Annotated in this window: 18 protein-coding genes, 3 pseudogenes and 1 other annotated feature; of the genes and pseudogenes, 14 read left to right on the plus strand and 7 right to left on the minus strand. The window is 44.6% G+C overall.

Annotated features, from left to right (window positions below; all coding sequences use genetic code 11):
- Both CL42_RS16760 and CL42_RS12405 read left to right on the plus strand, forming a co-directional pair.
- A pseudogene (locus CL42_RS16760) lies at positions 1-169 on the plus strand (hydroxyisourate hydrolase); the annotation flags it as partial.
- Positions 170-320: 151 nt separating this feature from the next.
- Positions 321-575, plus strand: a complete 255-nt coding sequence (locus CL42_RS12405) for a TIGR03643 family protein (RefSeq protein ID WP_004976999.1) — start codon at positions 321-323, stop codon at positions 573-575.
- On the opposite strand, the gene CL42_RS16765 is transcribed toward CL42_RS12405, so the two are convergent.
- Entirely contained in the window at positions 572-724 is a 153-nt protein-coding gene (locus tag CL42_RS16765; protein ID WP_081403288.1) for a DUF2256 domain-containing protein, read from the minus strand. The two genes, CL42_RS12405 and CL42_RS16765, sit on opposite strands and share 4 nt — an antisense overlap.
- Before the next feature lie 3 nt (positions 725-727).
- Positions 728-2,251 (minus strand): cryptochrome/photolyase family protein, encoded by a 1,524-nt coding sequence (locus tag CL42_RS12410; RefSeq protein WP_035269001.1) that lies wholly within the window; start codon positions 2,249-2,251, stop codon positions 728-730.
- A 384-nt stretch (positions 2,252-2,635) separates the two neighbouring features.
- On the opposite strand from CL42_RS12410, the gene nudC reads away from it, so the two are divergent.
- The 9 genes and pseudogenes from nudC to CL42_RS12455 all read left to right on the plus strand — a co-directional run bounded on the left by nudC (position 2,636) and on the right by CL42_RS12455 (position 11,699).
- The gene (gene nudC, locus CL42_RS12415; protein ID WP_035269049.1) at positions 2,636-3,409 is read left to right on the plus strand and encodes an NAD(+) diphosphatase; all 774 of its coding nucleotides are present in this window, start codon (positions 2,636-2,638) and stop codon (positions 3,407-3,409) included.
- A 120-nt stretch (positions 3,410-3,529) separates the two neighbouring features.
- Positions 3,530-4,078, plus strand: a complete 549-nt coding sequence (locus CL42_RS12420; RefSeq protein WP_035269004.1) for a lipocalin family protein — start codon at positions 3,530-3,532, stop codon at positions 4,076-4,078.
- Between the two features lie 132 nt (positions 4,079-4,210).
- On the plus strand, positions 4,211-5,197 hold the full coding sequence (locus tag CL42_RS12425) for an acyl-CoA desaturase (RefSeq protein ID WP_035269012.1): 987 nt from the start codon (positions 4,211-4,213) through the stop codon (positions 5,195-5,197).
- Complete coding sequence (locus CL42_RS12430) at positions 5,194-6,468, plus strand: NAD(P)/FAD-dependent oxidoreductase (RefSeq protein ID WP_035269014.1); 1,275 nt, start codon at positions 5,194-5,196, stop codon at positions 6,466-6,468. The genes CL42_RS12425 and CL42_RS12430 overlap by 4 nt, the downstream gene beginning before the upstream one ends.
- A gap of 18 nt (positions 6,469-6,486) precedes the next feature.
- Entirely contained in the window at positions 6,487-7,281 is a 795-nt protein-coding gene (locus tag CL42_RS12435) for a DUF1365 domain-containing protein (protein WP_035269016.1), read from the plus strand.
- A pseudogene (locus CL42_RS12440) lies at positions 7,278-8,489 on the plus strand (class I SAM-dependent methyltransferase). Before CL42_RS12435 ends, CL42_RS12440 begins: the two are co-directional and overlap by 4 nt.
- Before the next feature lie 10 nt (positions 8,490-8,499).
- Positions 8,500-9,279 (plus strand): DUF1295 domain-containing protein, encoded by a 780-nt coding sequence (locus CL42_RS12445; protein ID WP_035269019.1) that lies wholly within the window; start codon positions 8,500-8,502, stop codon positions 9,277-9,279.
- A gap of 8 nt (positions 9,280-9,287) precedes the next feature.
- A complete protein-coding gene (locus tag CL42_RS12450; RefSeq protein WP_035269021.1) occupies positions 9,288-10,337 on the plus strand; it encodes an SAM-dependent methyltransferase in 1,050 nt (349 codons plus the stop codon).
- Between the two features lie 39 nt (positions 10,338-10,376).
- Positions 10,377-11,699, plus strand: a complete 1,323-nt coding sequence (locus CL42_RS12455) for a sensor histidine kinase (RefSeq protein WP_035269052.1) — start codon at positions 10,377-10,379, stop codon at positions 11,697-11,699.
- Here the strand turns inward: CL42_RS12455 and CL42_RS12460 are convergent.
- The 4 genes from CL42_RS12460 to CL42_RS12475 all read right to left on the minus strand — a co-directional run bounded on the left by CL42_RS12460 (position 11,696) and on the right by CL42_RS12475 (position 14,448).
- On the minus strand, positions 11,696-12,388 hold the full coding sequence (locus tag CL42_RS12460; RefSeq protein ID WP_035269024.1) for a response regulator transcription factor: 693 nt from the start codon (positions 12,386-12,388) through the stop codon (positions 11,696-11,698). The two genes, CL42_RS12455 and CL42_RS12460, sit on opposite strands and share 4 nt — an antisense overlap.
- An 11-nt stretch (positions 12,389-12,399) precedes the next feature.
- Positions 12,400-12,900: a chalcone isomerase family protein gene (locus CL42_RS12465; RefSeq protein WP_035269027.1), complete on the minus strand. Its 501-nt coding sequence runs from the start codon at positions 12,898-12,900 to the stop codon at positions 12,400-12,402.
- The gene (locus CL42_RS12470; RefSeq protein ID WP_035269030.1) at positions 12,876-13,448 is read right to left on the minus strand and encodes a nuclear transport factor 2 family protein; all 573 of its coding nucleotides are present in this window, start codon (positions 13,446-13,448) and stop codon (positions 12,876-12,878) included. Before CL42_RS12470 ends, CL42_RS12465 begins: the two co-directional genes overlap by 25 nt.
- A gap of 118 nt (positions 13,449-13,566) precedes the next feature.
- On the minus strand, positions 13,567-14,448 hold the full coding sequence (locus CL42_RS12475; protein ID WP_035269035.1) for a LysR family transcriptional regulator: 882 nt from the start codon (positions 14,446-14,448) through the stop codon (positions 13,567-13,569).
- A 102-nt stretch (positions 14,449-14,550) separates the two neighbouring features.
- Between CL42_RS12475 and trpB the strand changes: the two genes are divergently transcribed.
- Both trpB and trpA read left to right on the plus strand, forming a co-directional pair.
- Positions 14,551-15,762, plus strand: a complete 1,212-nt coding sequence (trpB, locus tag CL42_RS12480; protein WP_035269038.1) for a tryptophan synthase subunit beta — start codon at positions 14,551-14,553, stop codon at positions 15,760-15,762.
- A complete protein-coding gene (gene trpA, locus CL42_RS12485) occupies positions 15,759-16,547 on the plus strand; it encodes a tryptophan synthase subunit alpha (protein WP_035269040.1) in 789 nt (262 codons plus the stop codon). Before trpB ends, trpA begins: the two co-directional genes overlap by 4 nt.
- A gap of 125 nt (positions 16,548-16,672) precedes the next feature.
- Here the strand turns inward: trpA and ribA are convergent, their stop codons facing one another.
- Positions 16,673-17,275 carry a GTP cyclohydrolase II gene (gene ribA / locus CL42_RS12490; protein ID WP_035269041.1) on the minus strand — a complete coding sequence of 201 codons (603 nt, stop codon included), beginning with the start codon at positions 17,273-17,275 and terminating at the stop codon, positions 16,673-16,675.
- A 147-nt stretch (positions 17,276-17,422) separates the two neighbouring features.
- Here ribA and CL42_RS16775 point away from each other — a divergent pair.
- Positions 17,423-18,155 (plus strand): annotated as a pseudogene (locus tag CL42_RS16775) (integrase core domain-containing protein).
- Positions 17,698-17,814, plus strand: a sequence feature (AL1L pseudoknot). (Overlaps the previous pseudogene by 117 nt.)
- Positions 18,156-18,194: the final 39 nt, after the last annotated feature.

The following is an 18,194-nucleotide window of genomic DNA, read 5'->3' on the forward strand; positions in this document are numbered from 1 at the left end:
AAAGTTACTTTTAAAACTGAGGACTGGTTTAAAAAAATAAGCAAGATACTTTCTTTCCTGAAGTTCCTGTAATTTTAAGGTAGATGGAAGTGTCAGCCATTATCATATTCCTCTACTTTTAAGTCCTTATGGATATTCGACTTATAGAGTAGAGGTAACTAAGACTTAACAGGGCTAGTTTAACTAGCCCTTTTATTCGTGCTGAGTCCGTAAACTAGAGAAAAATCACAAAAAATTCATGATTGTACTGTTATTCTTTTAGTCAAATTAAAGTCGATAAAGCTTATTGACGCTTCATGATGATTAAAAACGAGAATAGTATGAATCAATTTTCTGAAGAAGACTTATCCAGAATTATAGAAATGGCTTGGGAAGATCGAACTCCTTTTGAAGCTATTTTATGTGAGTATGGTTTAAATGAAGCGGCGGTGATCCGCTTGATGCGGCAAAATATGAAAGCATCGAGTTTTAAAATGTGGCGTGAACGCGTCACCGGCCGAAAAACTAAACATCTGCAACTGCGTTCACCCGACGTGATACGGGCCTATTGTTCACGGCAATACAAGCGTTTCTAAGCGTTTGATTTTGACCGCTGTCTGGACTCACGTTTACATCGTTCAGAACAGTATCTGACTTCCTCCCAGCAGCGTTGCCATTTTTTGCGCCAAGTAAAAGGATGCAAACAGTGCATACAGATTTTTTCAGGAAGATGCTGTTTTTTCATGGTTTATAACTCATCAATCCGGCTAAGAAGTTGCTGGGCATGGCTGATAATCTGCGGCCGATCTTTAAGCTTGTCCAGCTGTCGATAGATCATGCCCATACGTGGATGAGTACGGAATGTCGCTTCATGCCGGATCATGAAATACCAGTACAGGCTGTTGAAAGGACAGCTGTCCGGTTCGGTACGGGTTTTGACATTGTAGCTACAGTGCTTGCAGTAATCCGACATCTTATGGATATAATTGCCCGAAGCCCCATAGGGTTTGCTGGCCATCAATCCGCCATCGGCATGCATCACCATGCCCAAGGTGTTCGGTAGTTCTACCCATTCATAGGCGTCGGCATAGACTGCTAGATACCACTCGCTGATCTGCTGGGAGTCTATACCAGTTAACAGGGCAAAATTGCCGGTCACCATCAGACGCTGGATATGATGCGCATAGGCATGCTGAAAGGTATTGCGGAAACACTCCACCATACAGTTCATCCGGGTATGGCCGGTCCAGTAAAATTGCGGCAGCGGAGTTGAGTGCTGCAGGGCATTGCGGCTGGCATATTCCGGCATGTACAGCCAGTAAATCCCGCGGACATATTCGCGCCAGCCGAGAATCTGCCGGATAAAACCTTCGACTGCATTTAACGGTGCATGACCGGCATGGTAGACCGCTTCTGCCGCATCACAGACTTCTCGGGGCAGCAGCAAGCCACAGTTCAAATAGGGTGAGAGCAGGCTGTGAAACAGTGTGTCTGCTCCCTGCACCATAGCATCCTGATAATCGCCAAAATGCGGCAAACTGTAGGTAATGAAATGCTCCAATGCACGCAGGGCATTGCTGCGCGTGGTGGCCCAGCGGAAATCGTCAAGGCTGCCGGGGTGATGGGAAAACTCGCGTTCAACCAGTTCCAGTACATCCATATCAATCTGATCGCGTTCAAAGTGCAGTTGTGCGGTCAATGGCGGACTGCCTGACCAGGCCTTGCGATTGGCACTGTCATAGTTCCATTGCTGTCCAAGCGGCTGCTGTCCCTGCATTAAATAGCCGGTCTGCTTACGCATTTCCCGATAAAAATACTCCATACGCAGTGTCTGGTAACGGCTGGCCCAGTGCCGGAACTGCTCCGGACTGCAGAAAAAACGCTCGTCATTCAGACACTGTATCGGCAGTTGCAGATGCTGGCTCCACTGCTGTTCAATTTGCTGCTGCAAACGGTATTCTCCGCATTGGGTCATGACCAGTTCTGTGACGGGGAACTGCTGTTGCTGTGCCTGCACAAAATCCAGCAGGCTACGAATCGGACTGCCGGATTGAAAATCATGATAACGTACACGCCAGCCTTCTGCTTTGAGTTCTTTGGCAAAATGACGCATGGCGCTAAAAATCAGGGCAATTTTCTGCGGATGATGGGTGACATAAGTGGCTTCCTCAACAACTTCGGCCATCAGGATCACATCCCGGGTACGGTCCAGTGTCTTGAGTGTAGCAAGCTGATGATGAAGCTGATCACCCAGAATTAAACCGAAACGCATAGCTATTCCAGACCCAATGAAAGATAGCGCAGTGTAAATTCAGAGAGTTCAATTTTTTGTGAAAATAAAGATCAACCCGTATGTTGAATCAATTCAACTCGACCACATGATCCTCTGACATCGCATAGGAATCATAATTGCTGCAATAAAAGACTGTTCATCTCTACAATGCTAAAGCCAGTTGATGAAACTTACTTTGCATGATTTCTGAATTCATAATTGGTGTGAAAATTATGTGATTTTAATCAAAAAGATACAAATTATTATGCTTGTAATTCAGGCAGCGTGCGCCTAGTATCTTCCATGAAGTTACTCCATGTAAGCTTCCTTAGTTTTGTCCCATACACCCCTCTGTATGGGATTTTTTTTAATCCGGGGATTGTAATGAGCATGCATTCAAAAGCATATATTTTTAGACAGCAGCAATTGCTGGTGGATGATCATTTCCAGTTGCCGCAAGTGGAAAGACTGCAGCACGACCTGGACCTCTCTGAAAATGGCCAGGTCATTGCACGGGATCTAAAAGAAGATGAACCAGTACCCGAGGGTTATCAACTAATCCCGATTCGGCAACTGGTGCAGGTCTGGAGCAGGCCGCAGTTTGAACAGGCCAGCCGTGCCGTACAGTTACTGGAGTGGCGCCGTAATCACTGCTTTTGCAGCAAATGTGGCCATGCCACCCAGCAGCACGCCAGCCATTATGCCATGGTCTGTCCATCCTGTGGCTATAACCAGTATCCCCGGGTGAATCCCTGTGTGATTACCATCATTACCCGGGGTACAGATGAAATTCTGCTGGCAAAAAATGCCCGCAATAAAACTCAGATGTACAGCCTGATTGCAGGATTTGTTGAAGTCGGCGAAACCTTGGAGGAGGCAGTACGCCGTGAAACGCTGGAAGAAGTCGGGTTACAGATCAAGAATATTCAATATCTGGCCAGCCAACCGTGGCCGTTTCCCAGCAACCTGATGATGGCCTTCAGGGCAGAGTATCACTCGGGTGAGATTCAGATTCAGGAAGATGAACTGAGCGACGCGCAATTTTTCAAGTTTGATCAGTTACCTGAGATTCCCTTCAAGGGCAGTATTGCCTATGCCATGATTCAGCATGTGATGCATGGTACCCCTGTGGCAGATGACAGCAAAGAATGGCTTTAACCCGGAAGCCAGTCTAGGGCTTTTTTAGCAGCACTCCTCCTGAATCACATCATTTCGTCTTCACGCTTTGTTCACATGCTGTTGAGTTATCTTAAGCCTAGAATCAAACAAGGCTTAAAAATGAAGATGCTATTCAAGTCTGTTTTTGCAGCGACAACGCTGGCGATAATCAGCTTAAACTTTACTACACAAGCAGAAACGGTTGCGCCTCAGGCAGTCGACCAGGTCGATATCCAAAAGTATGCGGGAAAGTGGTATGAAATCGCGCATTTACCGATGTATTTTCAGCGTAACTGCGTATCGGATATCTCGGCACAATATAGCGTCAATGCTGACCAGACTATGGGGGTATTAAATAGCTGCCGTATTGCCAATGGCGAGATGATCAGCTCTGAAGGTATTGCCTATCCACAAAATGAAGGGAACAGCAAACTCAAGGTCAGCTTCTTACCCCCAGGTTTGCGCTGGATGCCTTTTACCAAAGGTCATTATTGGGTGTTAAGAGTTGACCCGGAATATAAAGTGGCGCTAGTAGGTGGACCAAGCAGTAAATACCTGTGGATTTTGTCGCGTGAACCGCAACTGGATGAAGCCACCTACCAGTCGTATCTGGAGACTGCGAAACACTATGGTTACGACATCACAAAGTTAATCAAATTACCGCATTAATCTGCTACCCTTTGGCCGAACTGCCTAGACTCTTACAGTTCGGCTTTTTTTTCACTTCACAGAAAATTCATATCTGACTGATTAGACACATCAAATAGAATAAAGACAGTCACTTAAAATTAGGATGAGTCCATGTTGAAAAGTCTGATACGATGGATAGATAGCTGGTCTACAACCTCACAGCCTGAAACACTGACGGCTGAAAACAGCAAGATTCAGTGGGTCCGTATTTTTCCCTTTATTTTGCTGCATCTGGCCTGTCTCGCCGTGTTCTGGGTGGGTGTGTCATGGTTTGCACTGGGCTTTATGCTGCTGTTCTACCTGATCCGCATGTTTTCCATCACGGCTTTTTTTCATCGCTATCTGTCGCATAAAACTTTTCAGACCTCGCGCCCGGTACAGTTCCTGTTTGTATTACTGGGCACCATGAGTGCGCAGCGTGGTCCGCTCTGGTGGGCAGCTCATCACCGTTATCACCACCGCTATACCGATACCTTGCAAGACCCGCATTCATCCACGCATGGTTTTTGGTATAGCCATGTCGGCTGGTTTCTGAATGAATATAATTTTGCTACGCGTAAAGAGGTGATCAAGGACTGGCTGAAATATCCGGAACTGATCTGGCTGGACCGCTTCAGTTTAATTGTGGTGCTGCTGACCGCGGGAGGAATTTATGCACTCGGGGAGTGGGTGGCCATCACCTGGCCGCAACTTGGTACATCAGGTCTGCAATTGCTAGTGTGGGGCTTTGTCGTGTCTACCGTGTTACTGATCCATGCCACCTTGTGTATCAATTCAGTGGCGCATCATTATGGCAGCCGAGATTTTGACACGGATGATCACAGCCGTAACAATTTATTTCTGTCACTCATCACCTTAGGCGAAGGCTGGCATAACAATCATCACTACTATGCTGGTAGCACCCGACAGGGCTTTTACTGGTGGCAGATTGATGTGACCTATTACCTGCTGAAACTCATGTCCTGGTTCGGACTAGTCTGGGGAATTAAGCCCATTCCGGCACGGATATATGAAGTCAGTAAAATTGCTCAAGTTCGAAAACAGAAAAAATCCGCTACAGCAGGCACTCAAACAATTCAATCGAAGGAATCATCATGAAAATTGCGATTATTGGTTCGGGTATTTCCGGTCTGTATGCCGCCTGGAAACTCAGCAAAGTGCATGACGTGACCGTCTTCGAAAAGAATAACTACTTCGGCGGTCATACCGATACCCATCAGCTCAACATAGACGGTGAACAGGTCGCGGTGGATAGCGGCTTTATTGTGTTTAATGAGCATAACTATCCACTGTTCTGTGCCATGCTGAAAGAACTTGGGATTCAATCACAAAGCAGTGACATGGGCTTTTCGGTGAATAATCAGGTCAGCGGCTTGCAGTACAATCCGTCAAAAAAATTCTCGCTATTGTTTAGACCGCAAAACTTTTTTAAGGCGGATTTTCGCGCGATGTTGTCGGATCTGTTCCGTTTCTATGCGGCGAATAAAGATCTGGATGTCGAGCAGGTTGATGCACAGCTCAGTATTGATGAATATCTGAATCAGCATGGCTATTCCGAAGCCTTCCGTCAGGAACATCTCTATCCGATGTGTGGAGCGCTGTGGTCTTGTCCGGTGGAACAAGCTGGACAGATTCCTTATAAGTTCGTGGTAAGCTTTTTCCAGTACCATCGCATGTTGCAATTGAAAGACCGTCCCTTATGGCTCACGGTCAAGGGGGGATCAGCTCGCTATGTTCGTGCGATTCAGTCCCAGGCGAATATCACCTTCCGCAAAACGGGTGTTCTGAATGTATCCCGGAGTGCCAATGATGTGCTGGTTGAAACGACACAGGGCAGCGAACGTTTTGACTGGGTTGTATTTGCCAGCCATGCTGATGACAGCCTGAAGTTACTAAAAGATCCGTCCGCGCAGGAGCTGGACGTGCTCGGCAATTTCCGCTATCAGGATAACCGCATGGTGGTGCATTCTGATACCAGCATCATGCCCAAATCTCGTCGCCAATGGGCCAGTTGGCATGTGCATGTAACCCCGAGTCAGGCAACTGAACAAACGCCATTTCAGCACAATGGCATTCACTATGGTTTCAGTTACTGGATGAACCAGCTACAAAGCTTGCAATGCAAAACCCAAGTCTTTGCCACCTTGAATCCTAATTTTACCCTGGATCCGAAAAAAGTCTGGGTAGAACGGCATTACCGCCATCCGGTATTTGATGCACCAGCGATTGAGGCACAACAACGCTGGGCCGAAGTTAATGGTCAGAACCGGACCTCATACTGCGGTGCTTATTGGGGCTGGGGCTTTCACGAAGATGGGGCGCGTAGCGCATCACGGGTAGTCGATCAGCTATTGCAACAGACTGAGTAGGTAGCCTAGGAGCACATAATGCAGATGTATCCATTGGCGATTGGCGCTGCCGAAATCCGGCATCGCCGTTACCTGCCCAAAGCCCATGCTTTTGAGAGCCAACTGACCTATCTATGGTTTGATCCGGATCAACTCTCAAGCTTTACCAAAAAATCCTGGCTCTGGTCTTCCAAACACTGGAATTTCCTGACCCTGGATGAACGGGATTTTCTGACCATGGAATGTGGTTCGATTAGGCAGAAGGTGGCACGTCTGCTGATCAAGCGGGAAAACTACCTGTTAGCGCATGCCGCGTCCATCCGGGTCTTGGCTCTGCCGCGTACACTCGGCTTTCGCTTTAATTCTGTGGTGTTTTATCTGGTCTTTGATGGCACCGACCAACTGATCTTTGTGCTGAGCGAAATTACCAATACACCGTGGAATGAACGTCAGGTCTATATCCACGACTGCCGGTACAATGCAACTGAATATACGCCGTACCAGAGTCACCAGTTTGACTTCAAGAAGGCCTTTCATGTGTCGCCATTCATGCCGATGGGGCTGGATTATCGCTGGCGATTCAGCTTTTCGGATCGGCAGAACGTGATTCATATGCAGCTGTTTGAGCAGGGAATCTTGCAATTCGATGCCACCCTGAAATTTTCCTTGCAGGCCATCACGGTTCCTTCACAGCAGCATCGCTATGCTGTACTGAAAGTTCTTGAACCCTTCAGGATGGTCAGCGGAATTTATCTGCACGCCTTTCATTTATGGAAAAAGAAAATTCCGTTTTACCGACATCCTAAAAAAGAAAAAGGAAACACATTGCGATGAAGACACTATTCATGGGAGAGCAAAGCACACTGCCGGTGGTACTGCGCCACCTGCTGAAATTACGTCATGGTCAGCTGATTTTTAAAGGCGCCTGAAACGGGATTGTCGGAGAGAGCAGTGATTTGTATGCCGTGATTCAGGTGCATGATGCTAGGCTGATGGATCTGCTGTTCCGTAGTGGCGTACTCGGTGCTGCTGAAGGTTTTATTCGCGGCTACTGGAGCAGTGAAGATCTGGTTAATGTGATTCGCATTCTGGCACGTAACCGCGATGTGTTGGACCGGATGAACCAGAATGCGCTGGCCAAGGCCAGCCAGTTATTATTAAAGACCTGGTACAAATCCTGCAAAAACTCAATTGATGGCAGCCGTAAAAATATTGCCGAGCATTATGACCTGAGCAATGACTTTTTTAAGCTGTTCCTGGATAGCAGCATGATGTATTCCAGTGCGGTATTTAAAGAACCGGGCATGAGTCTGGAACAGGCCTCCGATTATAAAAAAGAACTGATTTGCCAAAAACTGCAGTTACAACCGATGGATCATTTAGTTGAAATTGGCAGTGGCTGGGGAGGTTTTGCTATTTATGCGGCTCAGCATTATGGCTGCAAGGTCACCACCATTACCATTTCCAAGGCCCAGTATGATGAAGCCGTGGCCCGAATCGCTGCAGCCGGACTGTCACATCGCGTTGATGTACAACTAAAAGATTACCGCCTACTAGAAGGCAAATACGACAAACTGGTGTCGATTGAAATGATCGAGGCGGTAGGTGAGCAGTATTTGCCGACCTATTTTCATAAATGCCGTGAGCTACTAAAACCGAATGGTCTGGCCCTGATCCAGGCCATCACCATTGAAGATGCACGCTATGCCAAAGCCCTGAATACCGTGGACTACATCAAGCGCTATATCTTCCCGGGTAGTTTTATCCCCTGTATCAGTGTCATGACCCAAGCCGCTTCCGAACAGAAACTGCGTCTCAAGCATCTGGAAGATATTGGCCAGAGCTATGCACAAACCCTGAACTGCTGACGTCAGCGTTTTCTGGAGCAGCGTGATCAGGTACTACAACTTGGTTTTGATGAGCGCTTTATCCGCATGTGGGATTTTTATCTGTGTTATTGCGAAGGTGGTTTCAGGGAAGGTGTGATCAGTGATGTGCATCTGTTGTTTGAAGCCAGTGCCCTACTAATCCAAGAAAAATAGGAGGACGGACATGCTACTGAGTTTACTGGTGCTGAATGTTTTTATTATGTTCTGTAGCTGGCTACTGGTGACCTATAACCGAAGAGCAGGCCTAGTCGATGTGGCTTGGAGTTTTAATATTGCGCTCAATGTCATCATTGCGGCCTGGGTCATGGAAACTGCACCACTGCTGGTGCGCATGTTCTTGGGAATCGCGAGTGGCATCTGGTTTTTACGCCTGACTTGGCATCTGTTACGTCGTTATGCCAATGAAACCCAGGAAGATACCCGTTATGCGAATATGCGCCGGGCCATGGGCGATTACCAACATCTTGGTTTTCTGGCCTTTTTCATGTTTCAGGCCGGCCTTGTGGTGTTGTTTTCCTACCCGATGCTGGAGTTACTGAACATTCCAGCCCAGCAGTGGAATGACTGGACCACTCCTACAGTACTTGTGGCGGGCATAATCATGTTGCTGGCACTGATTGGGGAAAGTGTTGCTGACCAGCAACTTTTCCGTTTTAAGCTCAATCCCCACAATACGGGTAAAACTATGGATCGAGGGCTGTGGAAATATTCACGCCATCCGAACTATTTTTTTGAATGGCTGCACTGGTTTGCCTATCCAGTTCTAGGCCTGGCGGCAGGCATCTATGAATTATGGCTATATCCACTGTTGATGTGGCTGTTTCTGTACTACATCACCGGGATTCCCTTTAGTGAACAACAGGCGCTGGCAAATCGCGGCGATAACTATAAAGACTACCAACAACGAACTTCAATGTTTATTCCGTGGCCACCCAAAGAGTAGGTAACTACATGGACTTTATGATTCAACAATCCTTAAAATTGGTCGAAAGCGGCAAACTGCCTGATGCGGTGATCCGTGCTGGTATTCGTACTTTAAGCAAAAAACGCCTGGTACAGGAAGGGCGATTTGATCCTCCATTGGCTGCCCAGCGCTATATGGATGTGCTGAGCATGCTAAAAAGCAGCGAGATTGCCATCGAGACTGACAAAGCCAATGAACAGCACTATGAACTGCCCACCGCATTTTTCCAGGCGGTGCTTGGCAAGCGTCTGAAATACAGCGCTAGCCTGTTTGAACACACTCATAACACGCTGGATCAGGCGGAAGAAGCGGCACTTGCCAGCTATTGCCAGCGTGCACAGTTAAAAGATGGACAGGATATTCTGGAAATTGGCTGTGGCTGGGGATCGTTGAGTCTGTATATGGCCGAGCATTATCCCAAGGCTCACATTACGGTGGTGTCGAATTCCTCGACCCAGCGCCTGTATATTCAGGAACAGGCGCATCTGAAAAAACTGCAGAACCTGACGGTGATCACCTGCGACGTCAATGTGCTGCAACTGGAACCCGCGTCCTTTGACCGCGTGGTTTCGGTGGAAATGTTTGAACATGTGCGCAACTACCAGAAACTGTTTGAAAATATCAGCAGCTGGCTGAAAGCGGATGGTCTGCTCTGGTGCCATATTTTCTGTCACCGTTTCCTGCATTATCCGTTTGAAGTGAAAAATGAATTCGACTGGATGTCGCAATATTTCTTTAGTGGCGGACTGATGCCGGCAGCGTCGACCTTTCTACATTTCCAGCAGCATTTGCAATTAGAGCAGCACTGGCAATGGGCGGGTACGCAGTATGAACGTACCGCAAATGCTTGGCTAGAAAATATGGATGCTAAACAGGCCGAGCTAAAGCCCTTGTTTGAAAAAACTTATGGCGCGGATGCCGCAATCTGGTGGCAACGCTGGCGGATTTTCTTTATGGCCTGTGCCGAGCTGTTCGGTTATGAGCATGGACGCGAGTGGGTGATCGGTCACTTTCTGTTTAAAAAGAAAACCGTATAATTGAATGGCGAATCGGATGGGCCAGCGGGGAATGCACCAATGTTAAAGCTGTTCAGGGACAAACACGATCATCCTCTGGGTGAGGTATTTAACCACTATTACTGGCTGCAAATCGGATTCATTGCCTTGTCTGTGGTGATTGGGATTGGCTTCAGTGCCTGGGTGATTAAAGGTTCTTTGCTCAGAACGGCGCTAGAACAGGAAATGTCACACTACTGGCAGCGATTAGAACGTAATCCTGCCGCAGAATTGCCCGATACCAAAAACCTGTATGGTTACCGCTGGAACACTGTGCCACCCTCCCAATTTAAGAATATGTCACTTGAGCAAGGGGTGAATCGGCATTTTGTCGATGGCAAGGAGCGCATGACCGTGTATGGTGAAAAAGACGGACAGCATGTCCTGTTGGTCTTTGGCGAAAGCAACGTCAACAAGCTGGTATGGCTGTTTGGTCTGGCACCGCTGATGGTCAGCCTGTTTGTGCTATATAGTGTGCTGTGGTGGTGGAACCGTCGGGCCCGGCGCTATTTTTCCCCGATTACCCGTCTGGCCAATGCGCTAGAACATATCGACTGGGAACATCAGAAAAATCAGGCTTCGCCTTTTCAGGACATCCGCACCGACTCTAATCTGGAAGCTGAATACCTCAAGCAGGCGCTGGAAAAATATCATCAGGTATTAAGCGAATTTATTCAGCGTGAGCGTGAATTTACCGGAGATGTTAGCCATGAGCTGCGCACGCCACTGACCATTTTAAAAGGGAATGTGCAGCTGTGTCAGGCACGCTATGGCGACAACAAGTCCTTTACCCGCCTGCATAACACCATTGAAGACATGCAGCTGCTGGTCGATACCTTGCTGGCCATTGCCCGCAATACCACCAATACTTTAACTGCTGAACCGACCATGCTTTCAGAATGTCTGGACAATCTGGTGCAGGATCTGGAAAGTGTCAGTCATAACAAAGGCATGCAGATAGACCTGCAAAAAGACCTCGATGAACAGCCGCGTAAACTTTATCCATCCATGACCAAAATGGTGTTTGGTAATATTCTGCGCAATGCACTGAACTATTCACAGGGCACAGAAATTGATGTGATTCTAGAAAAAAATAAAGTGCTGATTGCTGACAATGGGGTCGGCATGCCTTTACCTAACAATTCTAAGGTTCAGGAACTGTCTGGCCAGCAGCTACAACTGGAAATCAAAGGGCATGGCATTGGATTGCAATTGGTGCAAAAGCTATGCAAACAGCTAGGTTGGCGTGTGGAGCTGTTTGACAGGCAATATTATATTGTCACCCATCAGAATGTTGACCTGGCAATGACCACTGGACTGATTGTCGTTGTGTACCTAAATTAGGCTTCATCTTCGAAAGCAATCTTTAAACCAATCCCGGATATGGTGTGAATCAGCTTTTGTTCAAAGGGTTTATCGACCATTTTGCGTAAATTATAGATATGAGTGCGCAGAGCATCACTTTCTGGCTCTTCGTCACCCCAAAGCTGCATCATAATTTCCTGTTTGGTCAGTACTTTAGGAGAATGTCGCATTAGTAGCTTCAAAAGTTTAAACTGAATTGGAGGCAATTCAATGTTCTGGCCAGCTCGAGTTAGTTGCTGTGTTGCGGGGTCCAAAATTAGGTCATGAATTTGCAGACGACTGTTGGATACTTCACCCAGGGAGCGTTTGATCAGGGCCTTGACCCGAACCACCAGCTCGTTAAAGTCAAAGGGCTTGACCAGATAATCATCCGTGCCGGAATTGAAACCTTTGAGTTTATCATCCAAGGTATCCCGAGCGGTAAGCATCAAGACAGGTAAGTCCAACCCCTCTTCATTGCGTAACCACTCGCACAATTCATAACCAGAACCATCAGGCAAATTAATGTCTAGTAGCAAGATATGGTAGCGTTGCTGTTTCAGTAATTGTCTAGCAGCACTCAGATTGCGGGCATGATCGACCACAAAGCCATGTTCTTCCAGAAACTCGCATAGGGTAGATGCCAGTTCATAATGGTCTTCAACCATCAGGATAAAATGTTTCGACATAGCGGCAGATACTAATTTAATAATTGCTGTTTTAATTTAGCACTAAATGGCTGGGGACCCAGCCATATATTAAAATATTGTTGTGCCAGAGGATGTTTAAGCTGCCCTAAACCTTGCTGGTTCAAGGATAAGCTCAGGGTCTGTGTAGCATGGTTGTATTTTAAACGGTATAGGTCGCCTGATCTGACCGGACGATACAAATCGGTGATTGGGTTGAATAGAGCATGTATTTTTGCGTCTTTAACATTACGTTTCAGTAAATGTGTGGCCGCACGCTTAAATGCCCATTCCGGAATATTCTGTGTATAGGAAAAGTCCATCTGTATATTTTGTTTTTCCCAGAATTGGCTACAGTTTTGGGCAAAATAACTGGCCATACCGACCTGTTTTTGACCCACCATCAGCGGACCATTGCCGCATTGATTCAGGCTTTGTGCCTGTGCCCATGGACAGAAGCTACATCCCATCACTAACGCTGTACTAATCGCTATTTTTTGAAAGGCAGTAGCCATGAGTAGACTCCTCCAACATAAGGCAGGGAACGGTACAGGCCATTCGCAGGGTCCCAGAAATCCTGCTGGAAAATAATCTTGTTGTTTTCGTTGATCTTGATTTCACTGATACCGTAAGAGTCCATACTGCGGGTCGTGCCGAACAATTTAAAATCATAGGCCATATGCCAGTGCACATAGGCAGAGTCCTGATGATAAGAAGCGTTTAACAGCTTGACGCTGACCTTGCTGACCCGTTTGTTCATGCCTTGAAAGTGCTCGAGTAGATTTTGACGGGATGAAAATTGCGATAGCGTATCGTTAATAAACAGCTGGTCGGCATACAGTGCTCCAGCATTTTCCACAAATTCCGGTGTGCCCAAGGTATTAAAGGCTGAGGTAAAGCGGAGGCCGATATCCTGAGCTTTAGCCTGATCCAGCGCTATCCCCTGAATACCGGTTCTGGATTGGGCATAATCGGCTGAATAACTGGGAATACTTTTACATCCGGCTAACAACAGAAGCGGCAAGGATAAGGCTGTAGCAATTAGTGTTTTTACAAGTCTCATCAACAGTGTCCGTAAGAAGTGTATGTTTATACCTTAGGCAGCACAGCGTGAATAGAATGTGAAATAGACGTTATAGATGAGCAATTGAATAGAATTTTTCAAATCAAAGATTAAATGTTTAACTTTTTTCTTCGGCCATTAACCAATTAATGATATTCATAACATCACGATTTTCATTATTTTTTCTGACCATTGCATAAAAATTATAGTCACAATAGATAAAACCAAAAGGGGCAATGATCTTTCCATTTAACATTTCTTTTTCTACTAGAATTTGAGGTGCTATGGCAATTCCTAACCCAGACACGGCAGCTTCTATCATTAAATTCAGACTATCAAAATAACGGTCATTGGATTTTGGGCAAAAGCTTATTTGAAACTGATCAAACCATGTATGCCATGCACTTTTATTTGAGTGGGTATGAAGTAATGGATAGTTTAAAAGATCATTTACGGAATGAAGAAGATTTATTTCACGATTACAAATAGGACCCATGTTATCGGGAAATAACAGATATTTATTCAAAAAGTTGGGAAGTAGATGATGCTCACTGACGCTATTGATCAATATGTCAACCTTCTCTTTTTCTAACAATTTTAAGTCATTACATGTCACTAATTTGATATGGATATTGGGATAAATGACTTCGAGCTTTTCTAATCGAGGAATCAGCCAATTTGCCATAAAACTATGAGAAGCGCCTATGACAACTTCTACTTCTGAAGTTTTATTTGTTAACTCAAAGACACATTGTTCTAAACGATTAAAAAGCTCCATACAAACGAGCGATAATTCTTCGGCATCCACCGTCAGAGAGATGGTCGAGGAATGTCGAATAAACAATTTTTTATCCAACCATTCTTCTAACTGCTTTATTTGATGGCTAATCGCACTATGGGTGACACATAATTCTTCGGCAGCTAAGCTGAAACTTTTATTTCTGGCGACAGCTTCGAAAGCTTTTAAAGCATTAAGAGGAGGTAATGTTCTGCGTTTCATGTTGTAAAATTTTCTAACACCATAAGCTCAAAATATATCAATTATCAGAAAAATGAAAATATTTTAAGATCGAACAAGTTTTGATAGTAAAAGAGATATGAGATGACAACCCCTTATACAGGTAATGGTCCTGATGACTTAGGATTTTTTGGTAAATTTGGCGGATGTTACATGCCAGAGAGCTTAATGCCAGCACTTCAAGAATTAGAGCAAGCCTTTAATAATGTTCGGCACAAACCTGAATTTTGGGCTGAATATCAGCAGATTTTAACGGACTTTGTTGGTCGTCCTAGTCCTCTTTTTTATGCAAAAAACCTAACAGCTTATGCAGGCGGCGCTCGAATATATTTCAAGCGAGAAGATTTGAACCATACGGGTGCGCATAAGATCAATAATTGTGTAGGCCAAATCTTATTAGCCAAATTTATGGGCAAAACCAGAATCATTGCAGAAACGGGTGCTGGGCAACATGGTGTTGCAACAGCAACGGTTTGCGCGCTGTTTAAGATGAAATGTACCATTTTTATGGGAGAAACAGATATTCAGCGCCAACAAATGAATGTTGAGCGCATGAAATTACTCGGTGCTGAAGTCAGGAGTGTTCAAAAAGGGCGTGGGACTTTAAAAGATGCCATGAATGAAGCATTACGTGACTGGATTCGTCATGTGGATACAACCTATTACCTATTGGGTACGGGTGCAGGCCCTCATCCATATCCCACCATGGTCAGAGAATTTCAGAAAATTATTGGTTTAGAAGCCAGAAACCAAATACTCCAGAAAGAAAATAAGCTGCCTGATGCTCTAGTTGCTTGCGTTGGTGGGGGGTCAAATGCATTAGGGTTGATGCATCCTTTTCTAGAAGACCTGAATGTCAAAATGTTTGGCGTTGAAGCGGGTGGAAAAGGAACAAATAGCGGTGAACATGCCGCCTCTATTTGCAAGGGTCAAGTCGGTGTGCTGCATGGCAATTTAACTTATTTATTACAAGATTCAGATGGGCAAATTTTAGAGGGGCACTCTATATCAGCTGGCTTAGATTATCCTGGTGTTGGTCCTGAGCATGGTCTTCTGTTTGAAACAAGACGTGTTACATATACGGCGATCACCGATCAAGAAGCGGTAAATGCCTTTCAGCTTTTAAGTCAACAGGAGGGTATTATTCCTGCTCTTGAGAGTTCTCATGCGATTGCATATGCGATTCAACTTGCTCAAGAAATGCAGCCAGAACAGATCATTATTGTCAATTTAAGTGGCAGAGGAGACAAAGACTTAAACACGGTCAAAAAATATCTTGCAGGAGCTACAGCATGAACCGTCTAGATCAAAAATTAGAGCAATTGAAACTGGAAAATCGAAGCGGTCTGGTCTGTTATTTTACTGCTGGAGATCCTAATTTTACAGAAAGTTGTCGTCTGTTAAGCCAATTGGGTCAAGCAGGGGCTGACATTATTGAAGTGGGTATTCCATTTTCTGATCCAGTGGCAGATGGAGAGATCATTCAGGCAGCGCATCTTCGGGCTTTAGATGCAGGTCAAACGGTAAAACAGACCATTGAGTTGGTAAAAGTAACCAGGCTGCATGATGACCAGACACCAATAATTTTCATGACTTATTTAAATCCGATTATGCAATATGGTTTTGAGACACTTATCGCTGAAACAGAAAATCTTATAGATGGAATATTGATTTTAGATGCTCCATATGGATATCGAGAAAAATTTGAGGTGCAATTAAATGAAAAAAATATGCATTTAATTGCAATGACCGCGCCGACGACCCCAGTTGAAAGGTTAGAGCAAATTTCAGCGCGCGCGACAGGTTTTTTATATCATGTTGCAGAAAATGGCTTAACAGGAGGAGACTTCAATCTATCTAATCTTGAGAAAAAGATAACTGAAATTAAGCCAATTTTTAATATTCCAGTTGCAATTGGCTTTGGGATCAAAAATGAAAGCCATGTTAAAGCACTAGCCAATAAAGTAGATCTTATTATTATTGGCTCAGCGCTTGTCGATACTTTTTTTAATAAGGGAATGAATGCTACTTTAGAAAAAGTGACGGTTTTTGCACAGATACTGAGACAAAATAAAGAATAGTCAGGCAGCTTTCATAAATCTTCTTTAAAACCATAATTGAATATAAAACAATATTTTATCTTGTCTTTCTCCCGAAAGGGAGATGGAACTTTATACGTGGATATTTTTCTAAAAGTGATCGCTTTTTAAAAATCACTATTATCATATAGATGTGACATGCGTTTTTGCTTTGTTTCAAGATAAGCTTTGTTAAAGATATTTAAACCAACTTTTAAAGGAATACGTTCAACAACATTAATTCCTAAATCAGTTAAAGATTTAATTTTAAGGGGATTATTTGTAATGAGTTTTACATTCTTTATTTTTAAATAATCTAACATAATGGTACACACATCATATTTACGAGCATCTGCTGGTAAATTTAATAATAAATTGGCGTCAAGAGTATCATGTCCTTGGTCTTGAAGGGCGTAAGCTCGAATTTTATTGGTTAGTCCTATGCCGCGACCTTCTTGGCGCAAGTATAAGATCACACCTTGACCTGCATCATTAATCATTTTCATGGTTGAATGTAATTGGGGGCCACAATCACATTTGAGTGATCCAAAAGCGTCACCTGTTAAGCACTCTGAATGAATTCTAACGAGTACAGGTTGATTAGAAATAGTACCCATGCCTTTGGCAAGAGCAATATGTTCTTCACCAGTACTTTGGTCTTGAAATGCTATAATTTCAAAATCGCCAAATGCAGTAGGTAACTTTGATTTGGAAACAAATTCTATAGCCATTTAATTATACCCCTGTATTTTAAGAATTTAGAAACTTTCAACTATTACTTTCCACCTAAAATAGTTCTCAGATAGTGAAATTTATGTGAAAACACAATGAACCGTACCGGGTTTGTCGGAGACTCAGTATTCTGAGAGAATGTTCCGATGACCAAATTAAAATATACCCCTGAAATCAGAGAAAGAGCGGTTCAATTATTGATTGAATCTGAAAAAGACTATCCATCTAATTGGGCTGCGATCACAGCTATTGCGCCTAAGATTGGTTGTACTCCTGAAACACTTCGTGCTTGGCATCAAAAGCATTTAGATGAGCAAAATCCTATCAAAGTACAACAGATCTCTGATCAAGAAAAAATGAAGCAAATGGAACGTGAAATCAAAGAATTAAAGCGTGCCAATGAAATTCTGCGTAAAGCAGCCGCTTTTTTCGCCCAGGCGGAGCTCGACCGCCCACACAAATAATGGTGGATTTCATCCATAACAATAAGGCGTTATATGGTGTTGAGGCGATTTGTAGGATTTTACCGATCTCAGCTTCTACCTATTATCGAACACTAGATATTGCTGAAAACCCAGAACATCGAGCAAAGCGAGATCTACTCGTTTAGAAGCAGCAAATTTACGAGCATCAGTCGGTACGACCGGTGATTCATACGATAACGCTTTGGCTGAAACAGTGAATGGGTTATACAAAACAGAGGTGATTGAATATTTAAAAGCAGACTGGCAAGGTTTAGCGGATGTACAACTTGCGACATTAAATTGGGTAGATTGGTTCAACAAAAAGCGTGTACACAGCGCATTGGGTTATGTATCGCCTTTTGAGTTTGAAGCAATGTACTATGATAAGATTAACCCGTTAGGTCACGTGGCCTAACTTAAATAAAAATGTCTCCGACAAACCCGGTACGGTTCA

Source organism: Acinetobacter sp. Ver3 (assembly GCF_000632455.1).
GTDB lineage: Bacteria > Pseudomonadota > Gammaproteobacteria > Pseudomonadales > Moraxellaceae > Acinetobacter.